The 15,673-nt window shown below is 68.4% G+C and carries 18 protein-coding genes; 13 read left to right on the top strand and 5 right to left on the bottom strand.

What is annotated here, in order from left to right:
* Positions 1–56: 56 nt before the first annotated feature.
* Positions 57–2,627, bottom strand: a complete 2,571-nt coding sequence (gene pepN / locus OG817_RS24210) for an aminopeptidase N (protein WP_406046923.1) — start codon at positions 2,625–2,627, stop codon at positions 57–59.
* Between the two features lie 108 nt (positions 2,628–2,735).
* On the opposite strand from pepN, the gene OG817_RS24205 reads away from it, so the two are divergent.
* From OG817_RS24205 to OG817_RS24195, 3 genes are all read left to right on the top strand, one after another.
* Positions 2,736–3,350 (top strand): DsbA family protein, encoded by a 615-nt coding sequence (locus tag OG817_RS24205; RefSeq protein WP_360456256.1) that lies wholly within the window; start codon positions 2,736–2,738, stop codon positions 3,348–3,350.
* A gap of 90 nt (positions 3,351–3,440) precedes the next feature.
* Positions 3,441–4,235 (top strand): hypothetical protein, encoded by a 795-nt coding sequence (locus OG817_RS24200; RefSeq protein WP_406046922.1) that lies wholly within the window; start codon positions 3,441–3,443, stop codon positions 4,233–4,235.
* A gap of 16 nt (positions 4,236–4,251) precedes the next feature.
* Positions 4,252–4,719 (top strand): ribose-5-phosphate isomerase, encoded by a 468-nt coding sequence (locus OG817_RS24195; RefSeq protein WP_406046921.1) that lies wholly within the window; start codon positions 4,252–4,254, stop codon positions 4,717–4,719.
* Here OG817_RS24195 and OG817_RS24190 read toward each other — a convergent pair.
* Positions 4,683–4,895, bottom strand: a complete 213-nt coding sequence (locus tag OG817_RS24190; RefSeq protein ID WP_406046920.1) for a hypothetical protein — start codon at positions 4,893–4,895, stop codon at positions 4,683–4,685. The two genes, OG817_RS24195 and OG817_RS24190, sit on opposite strands and share 37 nt — an antisense overlap.
* A 10-nt stretch (positions 4,896–4,905) precedes the next feature.
* Between OG817_RS24190 and OG817_RS24185 the strand changes: the two genes are divergently transcribed.
* From OG817_RS24185 to OG817_RS24145, 9 genes are all read left to right on the top strand, one after another.
* A complete protein-coding gene (locus OG817_RS24185; RefSeq protein WP_406046919.1) occupies positions 4,906–5,730 on the top strand; it encodes an Fpg/Nei family DNA glycosylase in 825 nt (274 codons plus the stop codon).
* 66 nt (positions 5,731–5,796) lie between these two features.
* Positions 5,797–6,891 carry a PP2C family protein-serine/threonine phosphatase gene (locus OG817_RS24180; protein ID WP_406046918.1) on the top strand — a complete coding sequence of 365 codons (1,095 nt, stop codon included), beginning with the start codon at positions 5,797–5,799 and terminating at the stop codon, positions 6,889–6,891.
* A 33-nt stretch (positions 6,892–6,924) separates the two neighbouring features.
* The gene (locus OG817_RS24175) at positions 6,925–7,374 is read left to right on the top strand and encodes a hypothetical protein (RefSeq protein WP_406046917.1); all 450 of its coding nucleotides are present in this window, start codon (positions 6,925–6,927) and stop codon (positions 7,372–7,374) included.
* A gap of 47 nt (positions 7,375–7,421) precedes the next feature.
* The gene (locus tag OG817_RS24170) at positions 7,422–7,850 is read left to right on the top strand and encodes an SRPBCC domain-containing protein (RefSeq protein WP_406046916.1); all 429 of its coding nucleotides are present in this window, start codon (positions 7,422–7,424) and stop codon (positions 7,848–7,850) included.
* 235 nt (positions 7,851–8,085) lie between these two features.
* The gene (locus tag OG817_RS24165; protein WP_406046915.1) at positions 8,086–8,523 is read left to right on the top strand and encodes a nitroreductase family deazaflavin-dependent oxidoreductase; all 438 of its coding nucleotides are present in this window, start codon (positions 8,086–8,088) and stop codon (positions 8,521–8,523) included.
* A gap of 47 nt (positions 8,524–8,570) precedes the next feature.
* Entirely contained in the window at positions 8,571–9,014 is a 444-nt protein-coding gene (locus tag OG817_RS24160) for a nitroreductase family deazaflavin-dependent oxidoreductase (RefSeq protein WP_406046914.1), read from the top strand.
* 176 nt (positions 9,015–9,190) lie between these two features.
* Positions 9,191–9,919 carry a CDP-alcohol phosphatidyltransferase family protein gene (locus tag OG817_RS24155; RefSeq protein ID WP_406046913.1) on the top strand — a complete coding sequence of 243 codons (729 nt, stop codon included), beginning with the start codon at positions 9,191–9,193 and terminating at the stop codon, positions 9,917–9,919.
* Positions 9,920–10,765, top strand: coding sequence for a hypothetical protein (locus OG817_RS24150; RefSeq protein WP_396394953.1), 846 nt, complete (start codon positions 9,920–9,922; stop codon positions 10,763–10,765).
* Between the two features lie 128 nt (positions 10,766–10,893).
* Positions 10,894–12,582 (top strand): SulP family inorganic anion transporter, encoded by a 1,689-nt coding sequence (locus tag OG817_RS24145; RefSeq protein ID WP_406046912.1) that lies wholly within the window; start codon positions 10,894–10,896, stop codon positions 12,580–12,582.
* 125 nt (positions 12,583–12,707) lie between these two features.
* Here OG817_RS24145 and OG817_RS24140 read toward each other — a convergent pair whose 3' ends face one another.
* Both OG817_RS24140 and OG817_RS24135 read right to left on the bottom strand, forming a co-directional pair.
* Entirely contained in the window at positions 12,708–13,313 is a 606-nt protein-coding gene (locus OG817_RS24140) for an MFS transporter (RefSeq protein ID WP_406046911.1), read from the bottom strand.
* A gap of 78 nt (positions 13,314–13,391) precedes the next feature.
* Positions 13,392–13,994: a TetR/AcrR family transcriptional regulator gene (locus tag OG817_RS24135; protein ID WP_406046910.1), complete on the bottom strand. Its 603-nt coding sequence runs from the start codon at positions 13,992–13,994 to the stop codon at positions 13,392–13,394.
* A gap of 70 nt (positions 13,995–14,064) precedes the next feature.
* On the opposite strand from OG817_RS24135, the gene OG817_RS24130 reads away from it, so the two are divergent.
* Positions 14,065–14,499, top strand: a complete 435-nt coding sequence (locus OG817_RS24130; protein WP_406046909.1) for a PaaI family thioesterase — start codon at positions 14,065–14,067, stop codon at positions 14,497–14,499.
* Here the strand turns inward: OG817_RS24130 and OG817_RS24125 are convergent.
* The gene (locus tag OG817_RS24125) at positions 14,496–15,644 is read right to left on the bottom strand and encodes an AAA family ATPase (RefSeq protein WP_406046908.1); all 1,149 of its coding nucleotides are present in this window, start codon (positions 15,642–15,644) and stop codon (positions 14,496–14,498) included. The two genes, OG817_RS24130 and OG817_RS24125, sit on opposite strands and share 4 nt — an antisense overlap.
* Positions 15,645–15,673: the final 29 nt, after the last annotated feature.

The raw sequence follows: 15,673 nt of genomic DNA, 5'->3' as shown, positions 1-15,673 counted from the left end.
CCACGACAGCACCGGCCCCACATCGGAGTGGGGCCGGCGCTGTGCGGGAGGACGGGTCAGCCGGCGTCGCGCTCCTGCGCCGCGATCGCGCGGGTCAGGTCGGCCTGGGCCTCGGTGACGTAGCGGAGCGTCGGGGCGTCGACCGACGTCGACTCCACCGACAGCCACCCGGTGAGCGCGTCCAGCGTGGACTGCTCCGGGAGGTGCCGAGGCGACAGGTAGACCAGCACGTTCTCGCCCATCGACGAGCCGAGGCGGGTGTAGACGTCCTTGGCCGCGCTCAGGTACTTCTCGACGTACGGCCGGAGCAGGTCCTCCTGGCCCGGCTGCTGGAAGCCGAGGATGGTCCTGAACTGCGTCTCGTTCGGGGTGTCCCCGGACTCGACCGCGATCCGCCACGCCTCTTCCTTGGCCTCGGCGGTCGGCCGCGCTGCCCGCGCCTGAGCCGCACGCTCGCCACCGGTGATGGTGGTGTCGCGGGTCAGCTCGTCGTCGATCTCCGCTGCGTCGATCCGGCCCAGCCGGGCCAGTGCGACGATCAGCGTCCAGCGCAGGTCGGTGTCAACGACCAAACCGGGCGGCAGGTCGCGGTCGTCCAGCCAAGCTGTCAGCCGGTCCGCGCCGGCGTCGGAGAACACCGCCGAGCTGTACGCCCGGGCGAACGCGAGCTGGTGGTCGCTGCCCGCCTCGGCGTCCGCGAGCAAACTAGCCAACGTCTCCTCGAACTGCGTCCGCAGCGCCGGACGGTTCGCCGGGGCGGCGTACAGGTTGATGGCACTGGTCGCCTGCGTCAGCAGCGACCGTACGCCGGTCAGATCGGTCTCGGCCCGGATCCCGCGCAGCACGATGCCGACGTATTGGCTGGCCGGCATCTCCGCGTCGCGGGTCATGTCCCAGGCAGCGCCCCACGCCAGTGCCCGCGGCAGCGACTCGGACAGCTGGTCGATCGACTCGACCAGCGTGGCCCGGGACCGCTCGTCCAGGCGGATCTTGGCGTAGGTCAGGTCGTCGTCGTTCAGCAGCACCAGATCCGGCTGGGTGGCGCCGGTCAGCTCGGGCAGCTCGGTGCGCGGGCCGTCGATGTCCACCTCGAATCGCTCGGTGCGGACCAGTCCGTCGTCGGTCCGGCGGTACAGACCCACCGCCAGCCGGTGCGGCCGCAGTACCGGGAACTTCTCCGTCGCGGTCTGCTCGATCGCGAACGACGTGAACGCACCCTCGGCGTCGACGGCGAAGTCGGCCCGCAGCGTGTTCACCCCGGCGGTCCGCAGCCAGCGCTCGGTCCAGTCGTCCAGGTCGCGGCCGGACGCCTTCTCCAGCGGCTTGAGCAGGTCGGTCAGCTCGGTGTTGCCGAAGGCGTGGTCGGCGAAGTACTCCTTCAGCGCGGTGATGAAGGTGTCCTCACCGACGAACGCGACGAGCTGCCGCAGCGTGGACGCGCCCTTGGCGTAGGTGATGCCGTCGAAGTTCACCTCGACCGCGTGGAAGTCGACCATGTCGGCCGCGATCGGGTGCGTCGAGGGCAGCTGGTCCTGGCGGTACGCCCAGTTCTTCCGCGCGTTGCAGAACGTCGTCCAGGCACCGGCGTACTTGGTCGTCGCGACCGCCTGCGCCCAGTGGCTGGCCCACTCGGCGAACGACTCGTTCAGCCACAGGTCGTCCCACCAGGTCATGGTCACCAGGTCGCCGAACCACATGTGCGCCAGTTCGTGCAGCACCGTGTTGGCGCGCGCTTCCATCTCAGCGTGGGTGGTGCGGCTGCGGAACAGGTACTCGTCCCGCAGTGTCACGCAGCCGGCGTTCTCCATCGCGCCCATGTTGTACTCCGGCACGAACGCCTGGTCGTACTTGTGGAACGGGTACGGCGTACCGAACGCCTTCTCGTACAGCTCGAAGCCCTGCTTGGTCACCTCGAACAGGTCGTCGATGTCCAGCGCCTCCTGCAGGGAAGGACGGCACAGCAGCGACAGCGGGTACGACCCGTGCGGGCCCTCGTACACGTCGGTGACGACGTGGTACGGCCCGGCCACGACAGCGGTGATGTAGGTCGAGATCCGCTCGGTCGGCGGGAACTCCCAGCGGGCCAGCTCCTCGCCGTTCGCACCGGCGTACGGCGTCGGCTCGGGGGCCGGAGCGTTCGAGATGACGACCCAGCGGGCCGGTGCGGACACGGTGAAGGTGAAAGGGGCCTTGAGATCCGGTTGCTCGAAGGTGGCGAACACCCGGCGGGCGTCCGGCACCTCGAACTGGGTGTAGAGGTAGGTCTCCTTGTCGGCCGGGTCGACCGAGCGGTGCAGCCCTTCACCGGTGCGCGAGTACAGGCAATCGGCGGCCACGCGGAGCTCGTTGCGGTCCGCCAGCCCGTCCAGCTGGATCCGCGCGCCGTCGTACACCGTGTCGGGGTCGAGCGCGCGGCCGTTCAGCGTCACCTCACGGACCTTCTCCGCGATCAGGTCGGCGAAGCTGCTCGCGCCCGCCTCGGCGGCGAACGTGATGGTGGTCACCGACGGGTACGTCGGGGCGCCACTCGGGGCGTTGGACAGGTCCAGCTCGATCGCGTAGCTCACGTCGCTGACCACGCCCGCACGGGTACGCGCCTCGTCGCGCGTCAGGTTGGTTCCAGGCATGTCGGCATCCTATGCACCTGGCTCCAGGCTTCGCCGACGGATTCCCCGCGACATTGCGCATGGATACCAAACCGGTGCCTGATTGTTTGATTTTGTATGATCGAGAACATGACTGCCCCCGCCGATTTCTGGTTCGACCCGGCTTGCCCCTGGGCCTGGATGACGTCTCGCTGGATGCTCGAGGTCGAGCAAGTCCGGGATGTGAAGACGACCTGGCACGTGATGAGCCTGGCCGTCCTGAACGATGGCCGCGAATATCTGGAGGACAAGTACAAGAGCTTCCTGACCAACGCCTGGGGCCCGGTCCGCGTGCTGATCGCGGCCGAGCAGGCGCACGGCAACGAGGTGCTGCTGCCGTTGTACACCGCGCTCGGCCGGCGGATCCACGTCGAGGGCCGCGGCATCGGCGACGGCAAGGGTGACGTGGTCCAGGAGGCGCTCGCCGAGGTCGGCCTGCCCGCGTCGCTGATCGAGGCCGCCGACACCGACAAGTACGACGACGCGCTGAAGAAGTCGCACCACGCCGGCATGGACCAGGTCGGCATGGAGGTCGGTACGCCGGTGATCTCGGTCGAGGGCACCGCGTTCTTCGGCCCCGTCGTCACGCCCGCGCCCAAGGGTGAGGCGGCCGGCAAGCTCTGGGACGGCGTCCGCCTGGTGGCCGGTACCGAGGGCTTCTTCGAGATCAAGCGCACCCGCGACCGGGGCCCGATCTTCGACTGATTCGGTCTGTGATTCAAGGCTTGAATTCGCACCGCCCGGATGGTGAAGGTTACTCACCAAGTAGTTCTCCGAGCAGTGAGCAGGTACCAGATGACGTTGCGTGACGAACTTCCCGAGACCGTTGCCGTGCCCCCGGGACTGACGGCGGGGATCGCCGTCTTCGACCGCGGGACCGGGCAGTTCGTCCAGCAACACAACGCCGACCATCGGTTCCGGTCGGCGTCGGTGGTGAAGCTGCTGATCGTGCTCGACCTGCTCTGGGACAGCGGACCGGCGTACGACGTGCCGGCCGAGGACCGGGCCCGGCTCGAGGTCATGCTGCGCAGCAGCGACGACGACGCGGCGAGTTACTACTGGGATCACCTCGGTGGTGCGGGGATCGTCGAGCGGATGGTTCGGCGGCTCGGTCTGACCCACACGGCCGCGCCGCCGGCCACGCACCCGGGCTTCTGGGGCTACGTCGCGATCACCGCCGCGGACACGGTCCGGATCTATCGGCACATCCTCGACGAGGCTCCGGCACCGGTGCGCGAGTACATGATGGGCCTGCTGCATGAGCCGACCCGCCTCGGCACTGACGGCTTCGACCAGTACTTCGGGATCGCGTCCGTCTTCGACCCGGACTTCAGCATCAAGCAGGGCTGGTCGGGATTCCTCGGCTCGAGCGGCTACGGCTCGGACAAGGCCAAGCCGGTCGACGTCCCGCTGGATCTGGTGAGCGAGGCACTGCACACCACCGGGACGGTCGGGGCGGATGATCGCACCATCGTCGCCGTGTTCACCCTGCACCCGCGCGGAACGCAGTACGACAAGGCCTACACGGACGTGACGGCGCTGACCGCGGCGCTGACCGTGCCGGGCGGCGTACGGCGGCCTGCGAGCTGATGCGAGACTTCTGGCCATGCGAGTGCACATCGGCTCTGACCATGCCGGCTTCGAGTTGAAGAACCACCTGGTCCAGCACCTCACGGCTGCCGGGCATGACGTCGTGGACCACGGCCCCGCCGTGTACGACGCCGTCGACGACTACCCGCCGTACTGTCTGCGGACCGGGGTAGCGGTGGTCGAGGAGCCGGGCAGCCTCGGCATCGTGATCGGAGGCTCGGGCAACGGTGAGCAGATCGCCGCGAACAAGGTGAAGGGGGTCCGGGCGGTGCTGGCCTGGAGCACCGACACCGCGCGGCTCGGCCGGGAGCACAACAACGCCAACGTGATCAGCGTCGGCGCGCGGATGCATTCGGAGCAGGAGGCGACCGGGTTCGTGGAGACGTTCCTGGCCACCGACTACTCCGGCGAGGAGCGGCACACCCGCCGGATCGACATGCTGTCGGGCTACGAGTCGACCGGCGAACTGCCGCCGCTGTCGTGATCCTCCGGCGCGTCGGCGGCTGTCCCGGTCTTGGCCGGGCGGCGGTCGGCGGGCCGGCGGGGACGGGAGACGTCGCGGGCCCGCATCGAGCGACCCGTGCCGACCACGGCCGGCGTGGGCGGACCGCTGCGGCCCTTGGCTCCCGGCGAGCCCTGCGTTCCATTGGTCATCCCCATATGAGGAATCATGCCTGAAGGTCACACCCTGCACCGCCTGGCGAGCGACATCTGGGACGCGTTCGGCGGCCGCCCGGTCCAGGCGTCCAGTCCACAGGGCCGGTTCGTCGACGGCGCCGCGCTGCTCAACGGCCACGTGCTGCGGCAGACCGAAGCCCACGGCAAGCACTTCTTCGCCGACTTCGAGGGCGCCGGCTGGCTGCACATCCACCTCGGTCTGATCGGCAAGGTCGACTTCGGTACGGCGCCGGTGCCCGAACCGGTCGGCCAGGTCCGCCTCCGCCTGCAGAACGCCACGTCGTACGCCGATCTGCGCGGGGCGACCGTGTGCGAGGTGCTGGCCGACGGCGAACGCGAGGTGCTGATCGCGCGGCTCGGGCCGGACCCGCTGCGCGACGACGCGGACCCGGAACTGGCGTGGAAGCGGATCCATCGCAGCAAGCTGCCGATCGGCCAGTTGCTGATGGACCAAGGGGTGCTGAGCGGTGTCGGCAACGTGTATCGCGCCGAGGTACTGTTCCGCGCGAAGCTGCACCCGATGACGCGCGGCCACCTGGTCAAGAAGCGCGAGTGGCAAGGCATGTGGAACGACCTGCTCGAGCTGATGAAATACGGCGTCGAGACCGGCCGCATCGATACCGTTGCCGACGACCACACACCTGAGGCGATGGGCCGTGACCCACGGCAGGACGATCATGGCGGCGAGGTGTACGTCTACCGCCGCCAGGGCCAGCGGTGTCACGTCTGCCACTCGGTGATCCGGACCGAGATCCTGGCCGGGCGCAACCTCTTCTGGTGCCCCAAATGCCAGCGGACAGGTCTCACTCGCAAGTGACGGCAGCCAACGGTTGTATGACGATGATATGCGCGGACCAGGGAGTGCCGTTATGTTCTTCACACCATGAACTGGCGCGGCGGTCTCGCTGGAGTAGTGCGACGGGTCGGCCGCCGGGTCGACGCGCTGGTACGCCGTGCGCGCCGGTCGCACCCGATGGCGTTCGCCGCGATCCTGCTGATGACGGTGCTCTTCGCCGTCGCCAGCCTGAGCTGGAAGACGCACTTCCCTGCGTCGGCGCTGATCATCCCGCTGCTGCTCGGCGGGCTGCTGCTGCGCTTCAAGCAGTTGCTCGTCCTGACGCTGTTCACGCTGACGGTCAGTTCGTTCGTCGTCATGTCCCGTCCGGCGCTGCCGAAGACCGGGTTCGTGCTGGTCCTCGGGGTGATCGGCTGGATCGTGATCACCAACGCGAAGGTGCGCAACCAGCTCGGCGTTCCGGGAACCCGCGGCGAGTCGATGCTGATGGAGCTGCGCGACACGCTGACGGCCCAGAGCGACCTGCCTGAGATTCCGATCGGCTGGCGGCTCGAGGTGGCGATCCGTTCGGCCGGTGGGTCGACGTTCTCCGGTGACTTCGTGGTGTCGACGACGCACGAGCAGACACTCGAGGTCGCGCTGGTCGATGTCTCGGGCAAGGGAATCGATGCCGGCACCCGGGCGCTGTTGCTGTCCGGTGCGTTCGGCGGGCTGCTCGGCGTCGTCCCGGCCCAGGACTTCCTGCCGTCGGCGAACCGCTACATTCGCCGGCAGGACTGGGACGACGACTTCGCCACCGTGGTGCACGTCGCGGTCGACCTGCAGTCCGGGGACTTCGACGTACGGACCGCTGGTCACCCGCCCGCGATCCTGTTCGATGCGTGGGCCGGGCGCTGGCAGACGCGCGAGTCCGACGGGCCGCTGCTCGGGTTGATGGAGGCGCCGGAGTTCGCGGTGAACCATGGGCAGCTGAAGCTCGGCGACGCGCTCTTCCTCTATAGCGACGGGATGGTCGAGACACCTCGCCGCGACATCGTCCGCGGCACCGACCGGCTGGCCGGGCACGCGGAACGCCTTGTCGGACAGGGCTTTCTGGGCGGCGCTGAAGCGCTGGTGGCGAATGCCGGCGGCCCCGGCGACGACTCGGCGATCGTCATCATCCACCGCCTGGCCCACGGGTAGAGCTGCGCTCGTGATGGCGTAGCCTGCACGATCGTGACGAGCGAGGGCTTCGACAAGGATGCTGACCGGGCGGCGCCGGACGTGTCGTTCGAGGAACTGGTCGCGCTGATGCCCGACGCGGTCCGGGACGCGTTCCCGCCGGACCGCTGGCAGTTGGAGAAGCTGTGGGCGCTGGACCTCAAGGTCGAACCGGTGGAGATCGCCGACCTGGTCTGGATGTTCGACCTGCCGCTGTGGCAGCTCGACGGCGAACGGTTCAAGATCACCCCGAACCAGGTCGCCGAGACCCCGATGAACTTCCGCGGCAGCTACCAGCGGGTGATGGACTCCGACCTCGACCACCCGATCAACCTGGTCGCGTACCGCGGCCGCCTGGTCGTGCTGGACGGCGTACATCGGCTGCTCAAGGCGCACTTCCTCCGCCGGCGCTGGATCGAGGCCACCATCGCGACCGCCAGGCAGTTGCAGTCCTGCGCGCCGTGAACCCGACCGGCTGGTCTGCGGCTACCGGCGCTGGCAGGGTGGTGGCCATGGACAGCAGGGTGGAACGTGAGGTGTACGTCGAGGCGCGGCCGGACCAGGTCTGGGCGGCGCTGACCCAGGGCGAGAACTTCACCCGGTGGTACGCGTTCGGCGGGGCCGACATCGACCTGAAGCCGGGCGGCCGGATCGTGCTGCAGTGGGATGAGCACGGGCGCTACCTCGGCTTCGTCGAGAAGGTCGAGCCCGGCCGTCGCTTCGCCTACCGGTACGCCGTCGAGGCGGACACCGACCCGGCGCCGGGTAACGCGAACCTGGTCGAGTTCACCCTCACGCCGGAGGGCGACGGTGCCCGGCTCGGTGTGGTCGAGTCCGGCTTCGACCGCCTCGATCCACCCGCCTTGGCCCACCCGGACGAATCCGCCCAGTCCTGGGAAGCCGGCCTGGCGGCGCTGGCGGCTCTGGCGGCGACACTGTGAGACTTCACCTGCGGATGGCCGCCCTGGTCGCGTCGACTGTCGCGCTTGCGTGATCTGGTCCGTCTTCACCGGGATCGAACCCTTGTCGGAGGTGCAGCTACGCCACCAGTACGGCGACCCCGAACGCTACCGACGCACGACGAAGGCTACCTCCCGATGACATCCGCACCAGGTCCGCGGTCCAGAAGGTGAAAAACCGGCGATAGTGATGCATCACCGATCTAGCATCGGTGACATGACAACCACCAACGACGAGTACGCCCCGAGCCCGAGGGACTGGGTTCGCGACCTGGTCCAGCAGGTCGAGGCGGCCGGAACCACCCACGTCGTCGAAATCCGCGGGCAGAAGGTGGTGCTGGTGACGATGCGCGGCGCCAAGTCCGGCAAGCTCCGCAAGGTCCCACTGATGCGGGTCGAGCACCATGGCGTCTACGCGGCGGTCGCGTCGACCAGCGGTGCTCCGAAGAACCCGGTCTGGTACCACAACCTCAAGGCCGACCCGAAGGTCACCCTGCAGGACGGCACCGTCACCAAGGAGTATGCCGCCCGCGAGATCGACGGTGCGGAGTACGACGAGTGGTGGCAGCGGGCGGTCGCCGCATTCCCGTTCTACGCGGAGTACCAGGACCAGACCACCCGCAAGATCCCGCTGTTCCTGCTCGACCCGGTGTGACGCGCCGCGATTAGTGATGGTGATGCGTCACTATTACCATTGGTGACATGACAACCAGCAATGACGACTACGCGCCGAGCCCGACCGGCTGGGTCCGCAACCAGGTCGAGAAGGTCGAAGCCGCCGGTACCACCGACGCGGTCGACATCATCGGGCTCAAGGTGGTGCTGCTGACCATGCGCGGCGCCAAGTCGGGCAAGCTCCGCAAGGTCCCGCTGATGCGCGTCGAGAACGACGGCGTGTACGCCGCGGTCGCCTCGCTCGGCGGCGCCCCGAAGAACCCGGTCTGGTACTACAACCTGAAGGCCGACCCGAAGGTCACCCTGCAGGACGGCGACGTCACCAACGAGTACGTCGCCCGCGAGATCGAGGGCGCGGAGTACGACGAGTGGTGGAAGCGCTCCGTCGACGCGTACCCGCCGTACGCCGAGTACCAGACCAAGACCAGCCGGAAGATCCCACTGTTCCTGCTGGACCCGGTCAGTAACTGAGACGACGCCGTCGGTCACCCGGGGCCCATGTCATCCCAGTAAAGTCTGTGAACAGTTCCACGGCGGAACGGTACAGGTTGCTCAGAGCGGTCCAGGGACTGTGAGACGCTGGGCTCGGTAGTTCGGCGCGTTGCGTCGACCGAGTTCTGGGAGTCGTCCTGACCACACACGACGCGGTGCAGGAACCGTTCGTCGGGTCGACGCGGTTGCGTCTGGCCGGACTGGCACTGCATGCCTATACCGCGAGCGGAACGGTGCTCGCGCTGCTGATCGTCATCGCCGCCATCGACGGGGACGCGGTCCGTGCGCTCTGGCTCGGCCTGGCAGCGCTGGTGATCGACGGGACCGACGGGATGCTGGCCCGCCGGCTGCGGGTCAAGGAGACTCTCCCGTGGTTCGACGGCGCGATGCTGGACAACATCGTCGACTACCTGACCTACGCATTCGCCCCGATCGTGCTGCTCTGGACCGGCGACTACCTGCCCGCCGGCGCGCTCGGCGCGGTGCTCGCCGCGCTGCCGTTGCTTGCCTCCAGCTACCAGTTCTGCCGGGTCGACGCGAAGACCGACGACCACTTCTTCCTCGGGTTCCCCAGCTACTGGAACGTGGTCGCGTTCTACGTGGTCGTCCTCAGCCTCACCCCGGTCGTCACCGGCATCATCCTGGTGGTCTGCTCGATCCTGGTCTTCATCCCGGTCAAGTACGTCTACCCGTCCCGGACCAAGGCGTTCCGGTCGCTCAACCTGCTGACCACCGCGATCTGGCTGGCGTCGTACGCCGTACTCCTCGCCCAGATGCCCGACCCGAATGCGATCGTGGTCGCCGTCTCGCTGGCCTACCTTCTGTACTACGCGGTGCTGAGCCTCTACATGACCTTCTGGGTCCCAAGGCGCAAGGTCGTCTGAGTGGTCTTAGGTCTGGGGGCGGCGCTCGGCGCCGCGGTGCTCTTCGGTATCGCCTCGATCCTGCAGGCAGTCGGCTCGCGCAAGGTCCCGACCGAGTCCGAGCTGGATCCGCGGCGGCTCGGCGGGTTCGTGGTCGCGCTGCTCAAGCAGCCGGCGTTCGTTGGTGCGCTGGTGCTGAACCTGGCCGGTTTCGGGTTGCACTTCGTTGCCCTTCGCCTCCTTCCGCTGTACCTGGCGCAGGCGGGGATCGCGGTGAGTCTGGTCGTGACCGCGTTGCTTGCGACGCGACTGATGTCGGATCAGCTGAGTGCGCTCGAGTGGTCTGCGGTGCTTGCGGTCTGTGTGGGGCTCGGGCTGCTGGCAGTGTCGGCGGGGGATGCGGGGGAGAGCACGGAGCATCACGGGCTGACGATCGGGGTCATCGTCGGTTTGGTCGCGATTGCGGTTCTTGGTGCGCTCGCGAGTCGGTCGCAGCGTGGTGTGTCTACGGCGTTGCTTGGTCTGCTGGCTGGCCTCGGGTACGCCGGGGTCGCGATCTCGGCGCGGTTGTTGCAGGACGGGTCGGTGGGTGAGTTGCTTCGCAGCCCCACGACGTACACGCTGCCTATCAGTGGGGCGATGGCGTTCATTCTTTACTCGCTCGCGTTGCAGCGTGGGTCGGTGACGCTGGCAACCACTCCGATGATCGCCCTGCAGACCATTACCCCAGCCGCCGTCGGCGTCTTCGTCCTCGACGACGCGGTCCGCTCCGGCTGGTGGCCCGCCGCAATTGCCGGCTTCCTCCTCTCCGCCGCAGGCTCCCTGATCCTCGTCCGCTTCGAATCCGTCAAACCCGACCCGAGGTAGTCCCCACCCGCCCGGTGTGTTGCGGGCTGCCGCCCGCGCTTGAACGTCTCGGCGGGCTGTGGGGTGTGGGTGGGGTGGCGGTGTTGTACTTGTGGTCTCGTCGGGCAGGGCGTGGGTAGGGGATGGGCATGGGTAGATGGTCTGTGTCGGTGACCGGGGTGGCGACGCTTCGGGAGTATCGGCTGGGCTGGTTGCGGCCGGATGTGATTGCTGGGGTCACGGTGGCGGCGTACTTCGTGCCTCAGGTGATGGCGTACGCGCAGCTGGCCGGGTTGCCGGCGGTGACCGGGTTGTGGGCCGCTATCGGCCCTCTGCTGTTGTACTTCGTGCTGGGTTCGTCGCGGCTGCTGTCGCTCGGCCCGGAGTCGACGACCGCGTTGCTGACCGCCACGGCGATCGGGCCGCTCGCAGCGGGTGATCCGGTCCGCTACGCGCAACTGGCCGCCGTACTGGCGCTGATCGTCGGTGCCATCTGCGTGCTGGGATGGCTGGCGCGTCTCGGGTTCCTCGCGGACCTGCTGTCCAAGCCGGTGCTGGTCGGGTACCTGGCCGGGATCGCGGTGATCATGATCACGGGCCAGCTCGGCCGCCTGACCGGTGCTCCGGTGAGCGGCGACTCACCGCCCGCCGAGGTACTGTCCGTGATTCGTTTGTACGCCGAATGGCAGGCGGCGCCGCTGGTGTTGTCACTGGCTTCGCTGGGGTTGTTGCTCGCGTTCGCTCGCTGGACGCCGCGACTGCCGGGTCCGCTGATCGTGGTCGCGCTCGCCGCCTTGGTGACGTGGGTGGCAGGGCTGGGCGACAAGGGAGTGACCGTGGTCGGCAACGTGCCCAGCGGGCTTCCCGTTCCGCGACTTCCGGACATCTCGGTTGCGGACGTCGGCCTGCTCGCGTTGCCGGCCCTCGGTGTTGCCCTCGTCGGCTACACCGACACGGTGCTGACCGGGCGCGCGTTCGCCTCCCGTGGTCAAGAGCGTGTCGACCCCGATGGTGAACTGCTCGTTCTCGGCCTGGCCAACGTGTCCACCAGCCTGGTTCGTGGTTTCCCCATCAGCAGCAGCGGAAGCCGGACCGCCCTCGCGGAGGCCACCGGCGCGAAGAGCCAGGTGTACTCGCTCGTCGCCGCAGCCGTCATCGTCGCGACGTTGGTCTTCGCCGGACCGTTGCTGTCGACGTTCCCGATCGCCGCGCTCGGCGCGCTCGTGGTGTTCGCCGCCTTGCGGCTGATCGAACTGTCCGAGTTCCGCCGTATCGCCAGCTTCCGCACCAGCGAGTTCCTGCTGGCGATGGCGACCACGGTTGGCGTGATCGCGCTGGATGTCCTGTACGGCGTCCTGGTCGCGGTCGCCTTGTCGGTCATCGACATACTGCGTCGCGTCGCCCGCCCGCACGACGGCATCCTGGGCTATGTCCCGGGGATCGCCGGCATGCATGACATCGACGACTACCCGGACGCGAGGCCGGTCCCGGGTCTGGTCGTGTACCGCTACGACTCGCCACTGTTCTTCGCGAACGCCGAGGACTTCCGCCGCCGCGCGATGGCCGCGGTCGACGACGCCGACGCACCGGTCCGCTGGCTGCTCCTCAACGCCGAGGCGAACGTCGAGATCGACATCACCGCCATCGATGCGCTCGACTCCCTCCGCGAGGACCTCACCTCCCGCGGCATCGTCCTCGCCCTGGCCCGCGTCAAACAGGAACTCCGCGACGACCTCGACGCCGCCGGCTTCCTCGACCGCCTGGGCCCCGACCGCCTCTTCTACACCCTCCCCACCGCAGTCGAGGCCTTCCGTCTGGAGACCACGGCGCCGGAATAGTTGCCGCAAGCAATATCACGGCACTTCTGCCGCCCGGTTCGCGGCAGCGATCCAGGATCGACCGGCGAAGATGGCGAGCGACGCGCCGGCGGCACCCATGACACCTACCGCGGTTGACGGTGAGGTCAGGCCTGCCACCGCTCCGGCAGCGGCGACACCGAGACCTTGGACCGCTTGCAATCCCGCCGAGGCAAGCCCGATGACGCGTTCAGCGCCAGCGCGACGTGCGATCCGGTCAGGCCGACCAGCGCTCCGCCCGCTGCGAATCCGGCTACTTGGACGATGCTGTCGGTCGCATTGGCCAGGCCGACTCCGACGACGTACCGGTCTCCCTCCAGGACGGTCGGCAGGATCGCGTTGCGAGCAGCGCTGTAGAGCGGCTGCAGTCCGACGACGACGATCAGCAGTGCAGCTAGTACGGCGACCGGCAGCCCGGGGATCGCCATCGCGGTCACCAGACCCGCGCGGCTCAGGTCTGTCACCACCATCACCGTACGGCGCGGGAACCGGTCCGCCAGCCCGGTCAGCAGTGGGGCGCTGACCAACGACGGCAGGAACGACAGGGCGTACGTCAACGCGGTGACGGCGGCGGACTCGGTCCGGTCGAAGACCAGTACGGCGATTGCGACCCGGGCGAGTTGATCGCCGAGCCGGGACTGCGCGTGCGCGATCCACAAGGCGCGGAACTCGGCCACGCCCACGACTTCGCGGATGGTCGGACGGCTGGCCATGCGCCGACGCTAGGTAGCGCAACTTTCAGATCGCTGTCACCGCCGCCCAGGCCCGCCGTGAAAGCAGCCTGAAAGTGGCTAGCGCTGGGCGAGGTGGCGGAGGAGGGCGGTCAGACCGGCGATCTGGTAGCGCCAGAAGCTGGTGATCGTGGCACGGAGGTCCGCCTCGGTCTCGTTGTGGAGCAGGATCCGGGCGATGGTTCTCGAGGTGTTCGTCCAGATGGATTCGAACAGGTCGAGGTCGCCGGCCGCGACCGAGTCGGCCGGCAGCGCGTTGACGAGAGCCTCCACGGACAGGCTGTTGATGCGCGCGACGACGTCCGCGTGCCGCGTCCCGGCCGCACCGGAGAGGATCACGACGGACTCGAGCCGGTACTGCAGCCAGAACCGCATCATGTCGTCGGCGACATCCGTGGTCGTGCCGTCACGTTTCACCAGCGCGGCGAAGTCCTCGACCCGGCGGCCGACCACCTGCTCCAGCGTGTTGACGACCTCATCCGGTACGACGGCGTCGTACAACTCCTGTTTGTTGCGGTAGTAGCGGTACAGGTTCGCCGGTGCCATCCCGGCCTCGGCCGCGACACCGGCCATGGTGGCACCGGCGTACCCGTGGACGGCGAACGCCCGGAGTGCGGCTGCGCGGATCCGGGACCGGACGTCATCCTTCAGCACCTGCGGCACACGAAAGAGCCTAGCATGAATAGTGAATCTGTGATTCGCTATTGGCCGGAGCCGATCAGAGGAGGCAAGGATGACTCGCACCGGAGTGTTCTGGGACGGCGTGGAAGGGCGGGCGCCGGTACCGCACGCGGCGCGCACGCTCGGGTTCGAGCTGCTCGAGGCCGATCCGGAGCAGGGCACGATCTCCGTCGCGTTCGCCGGCGTCGAGGCGTTCACCAATCCGTTCGGGGAGGTCCTCGGCGCCTTCCTCGCCGCGATGCTCTACGACACCGTCGGCCCGGCGCTGCTGGCCACGCTCCCGCCCGGCCGGTTCATCGAGACGCTCGACCTCAACACCACGTTCGTCCGTCCGGCGCGCATGGGCCGGTTGATCGGCCACGGTCGCGTCGTCACCCGCGTCGACGACCACGCCACGCTCGAAGGAACGCTCTACGGCACCGACAACGAGATCGTCGCCACCGCAACCGCCACCGCTCGAGTCATCGACCTCCCGTCAGCCGCCTAGCGCGACGGCCACTTCCAGGCGGGCTCGTCGAGTGGGCCTTGGCCGGCGATCGTGGTGGCGCCGTGGTCTTTGACGAGTTCGATCGTGTGCAGGTCATCCAGGGCATCCAGTGCGGCGAGGAACGGCCGGGAGTGTGTCACGACGATGACCTGGGCTTCCTTGGCGGCGGTGACGACGAGATTCGCCAAGGCGGGCAGGAGGTCCGGATGCAGGCTGGTCTCGGGCTCGTTCAGTACGAGGAGCTCTGGCGGTCGCGGGGTCAGCAACGCGGCGACCCACAGCAAGTACCGCAGTGTCCCGTCGGACAACTCCGCCCCGGACAACGGCCGCAGCAACCCGTGCTGCCGGAACGAGATCTCGAACCGCCCGCCGGCATTGACGATGGCCAGGGTGCTGCCCGGGAACGCCAGTTCGATGGCCTCGTCCAGCGCACCCTTGATGCCGATCTCACGGATCGTCTGCAACGCGGCCGCGACGTCGGCGCCGTCCGGACCGAGCACCGGCGTACGCGTGCCGATCTGCACACGACGGGCAGGCGCATCGGCGTCGGTACGGAAGTGATCGTAGAAGCGCCAGGACCGCAGCCGCTCGCGCACGGTCAGCAGCTCCGGCGCGCGTTCGGGATCGGCGAACTCGCTCAGCATGCTGTCGAAGGTCTGGAGCTGGTGACCACCGCGCAACCACTCGCCGGAGCCGGCGCGGATCCGCACCTCGCGGTTGACGCGCTCCACCAGCAGCGATGCCGGCCGCAGGAACGGCCCCGCCCACAGGGCTTCCCGTTTGATCTCCGGATCGAGATCGAACACAGAGCCATGCGGCACCGGCAGCCCGAGATCCATCAGATAGCCGTAGTCGTCACCCGCGAATCCCAGTCGCAGGTTCACCGGCCCGGTCCGCACCGTGCCCTGAACCGGCCGATTCTTGCGTACCTGCTCCGGCCCAGCCCAGAGCGTCGACTGAAGACCGCCCTCTCGGGCCAACGCGGCGACGGCCCCGTTGCGTGAGGCGTCGGCAAGCAGGCGAAGCGCTCGGTAGAGGCTGGATTTGCCGGTCCCGTTGGCTCCGGTCACGACGTTGAGCCCGCGCAGCGGCATCACCACGCGGCGCAGTGACCGGTAGTTCTCCACAGCCAGCGTCGTGAGCATGTCCGTCACGCTACCGACCTGCTCCGACA

It is taken from the genome of Kribbella sp. NBC_00889 (assembly GCF_045207705.1).
Lineage (GTDB): Bacteria > Actinomycetota > Actinomycetes > Propionibacteriales > Kribbellaceae > Kribbella.
This window is presented reverse-complemented; position numbering and strand designations above follow the sequence as displayed.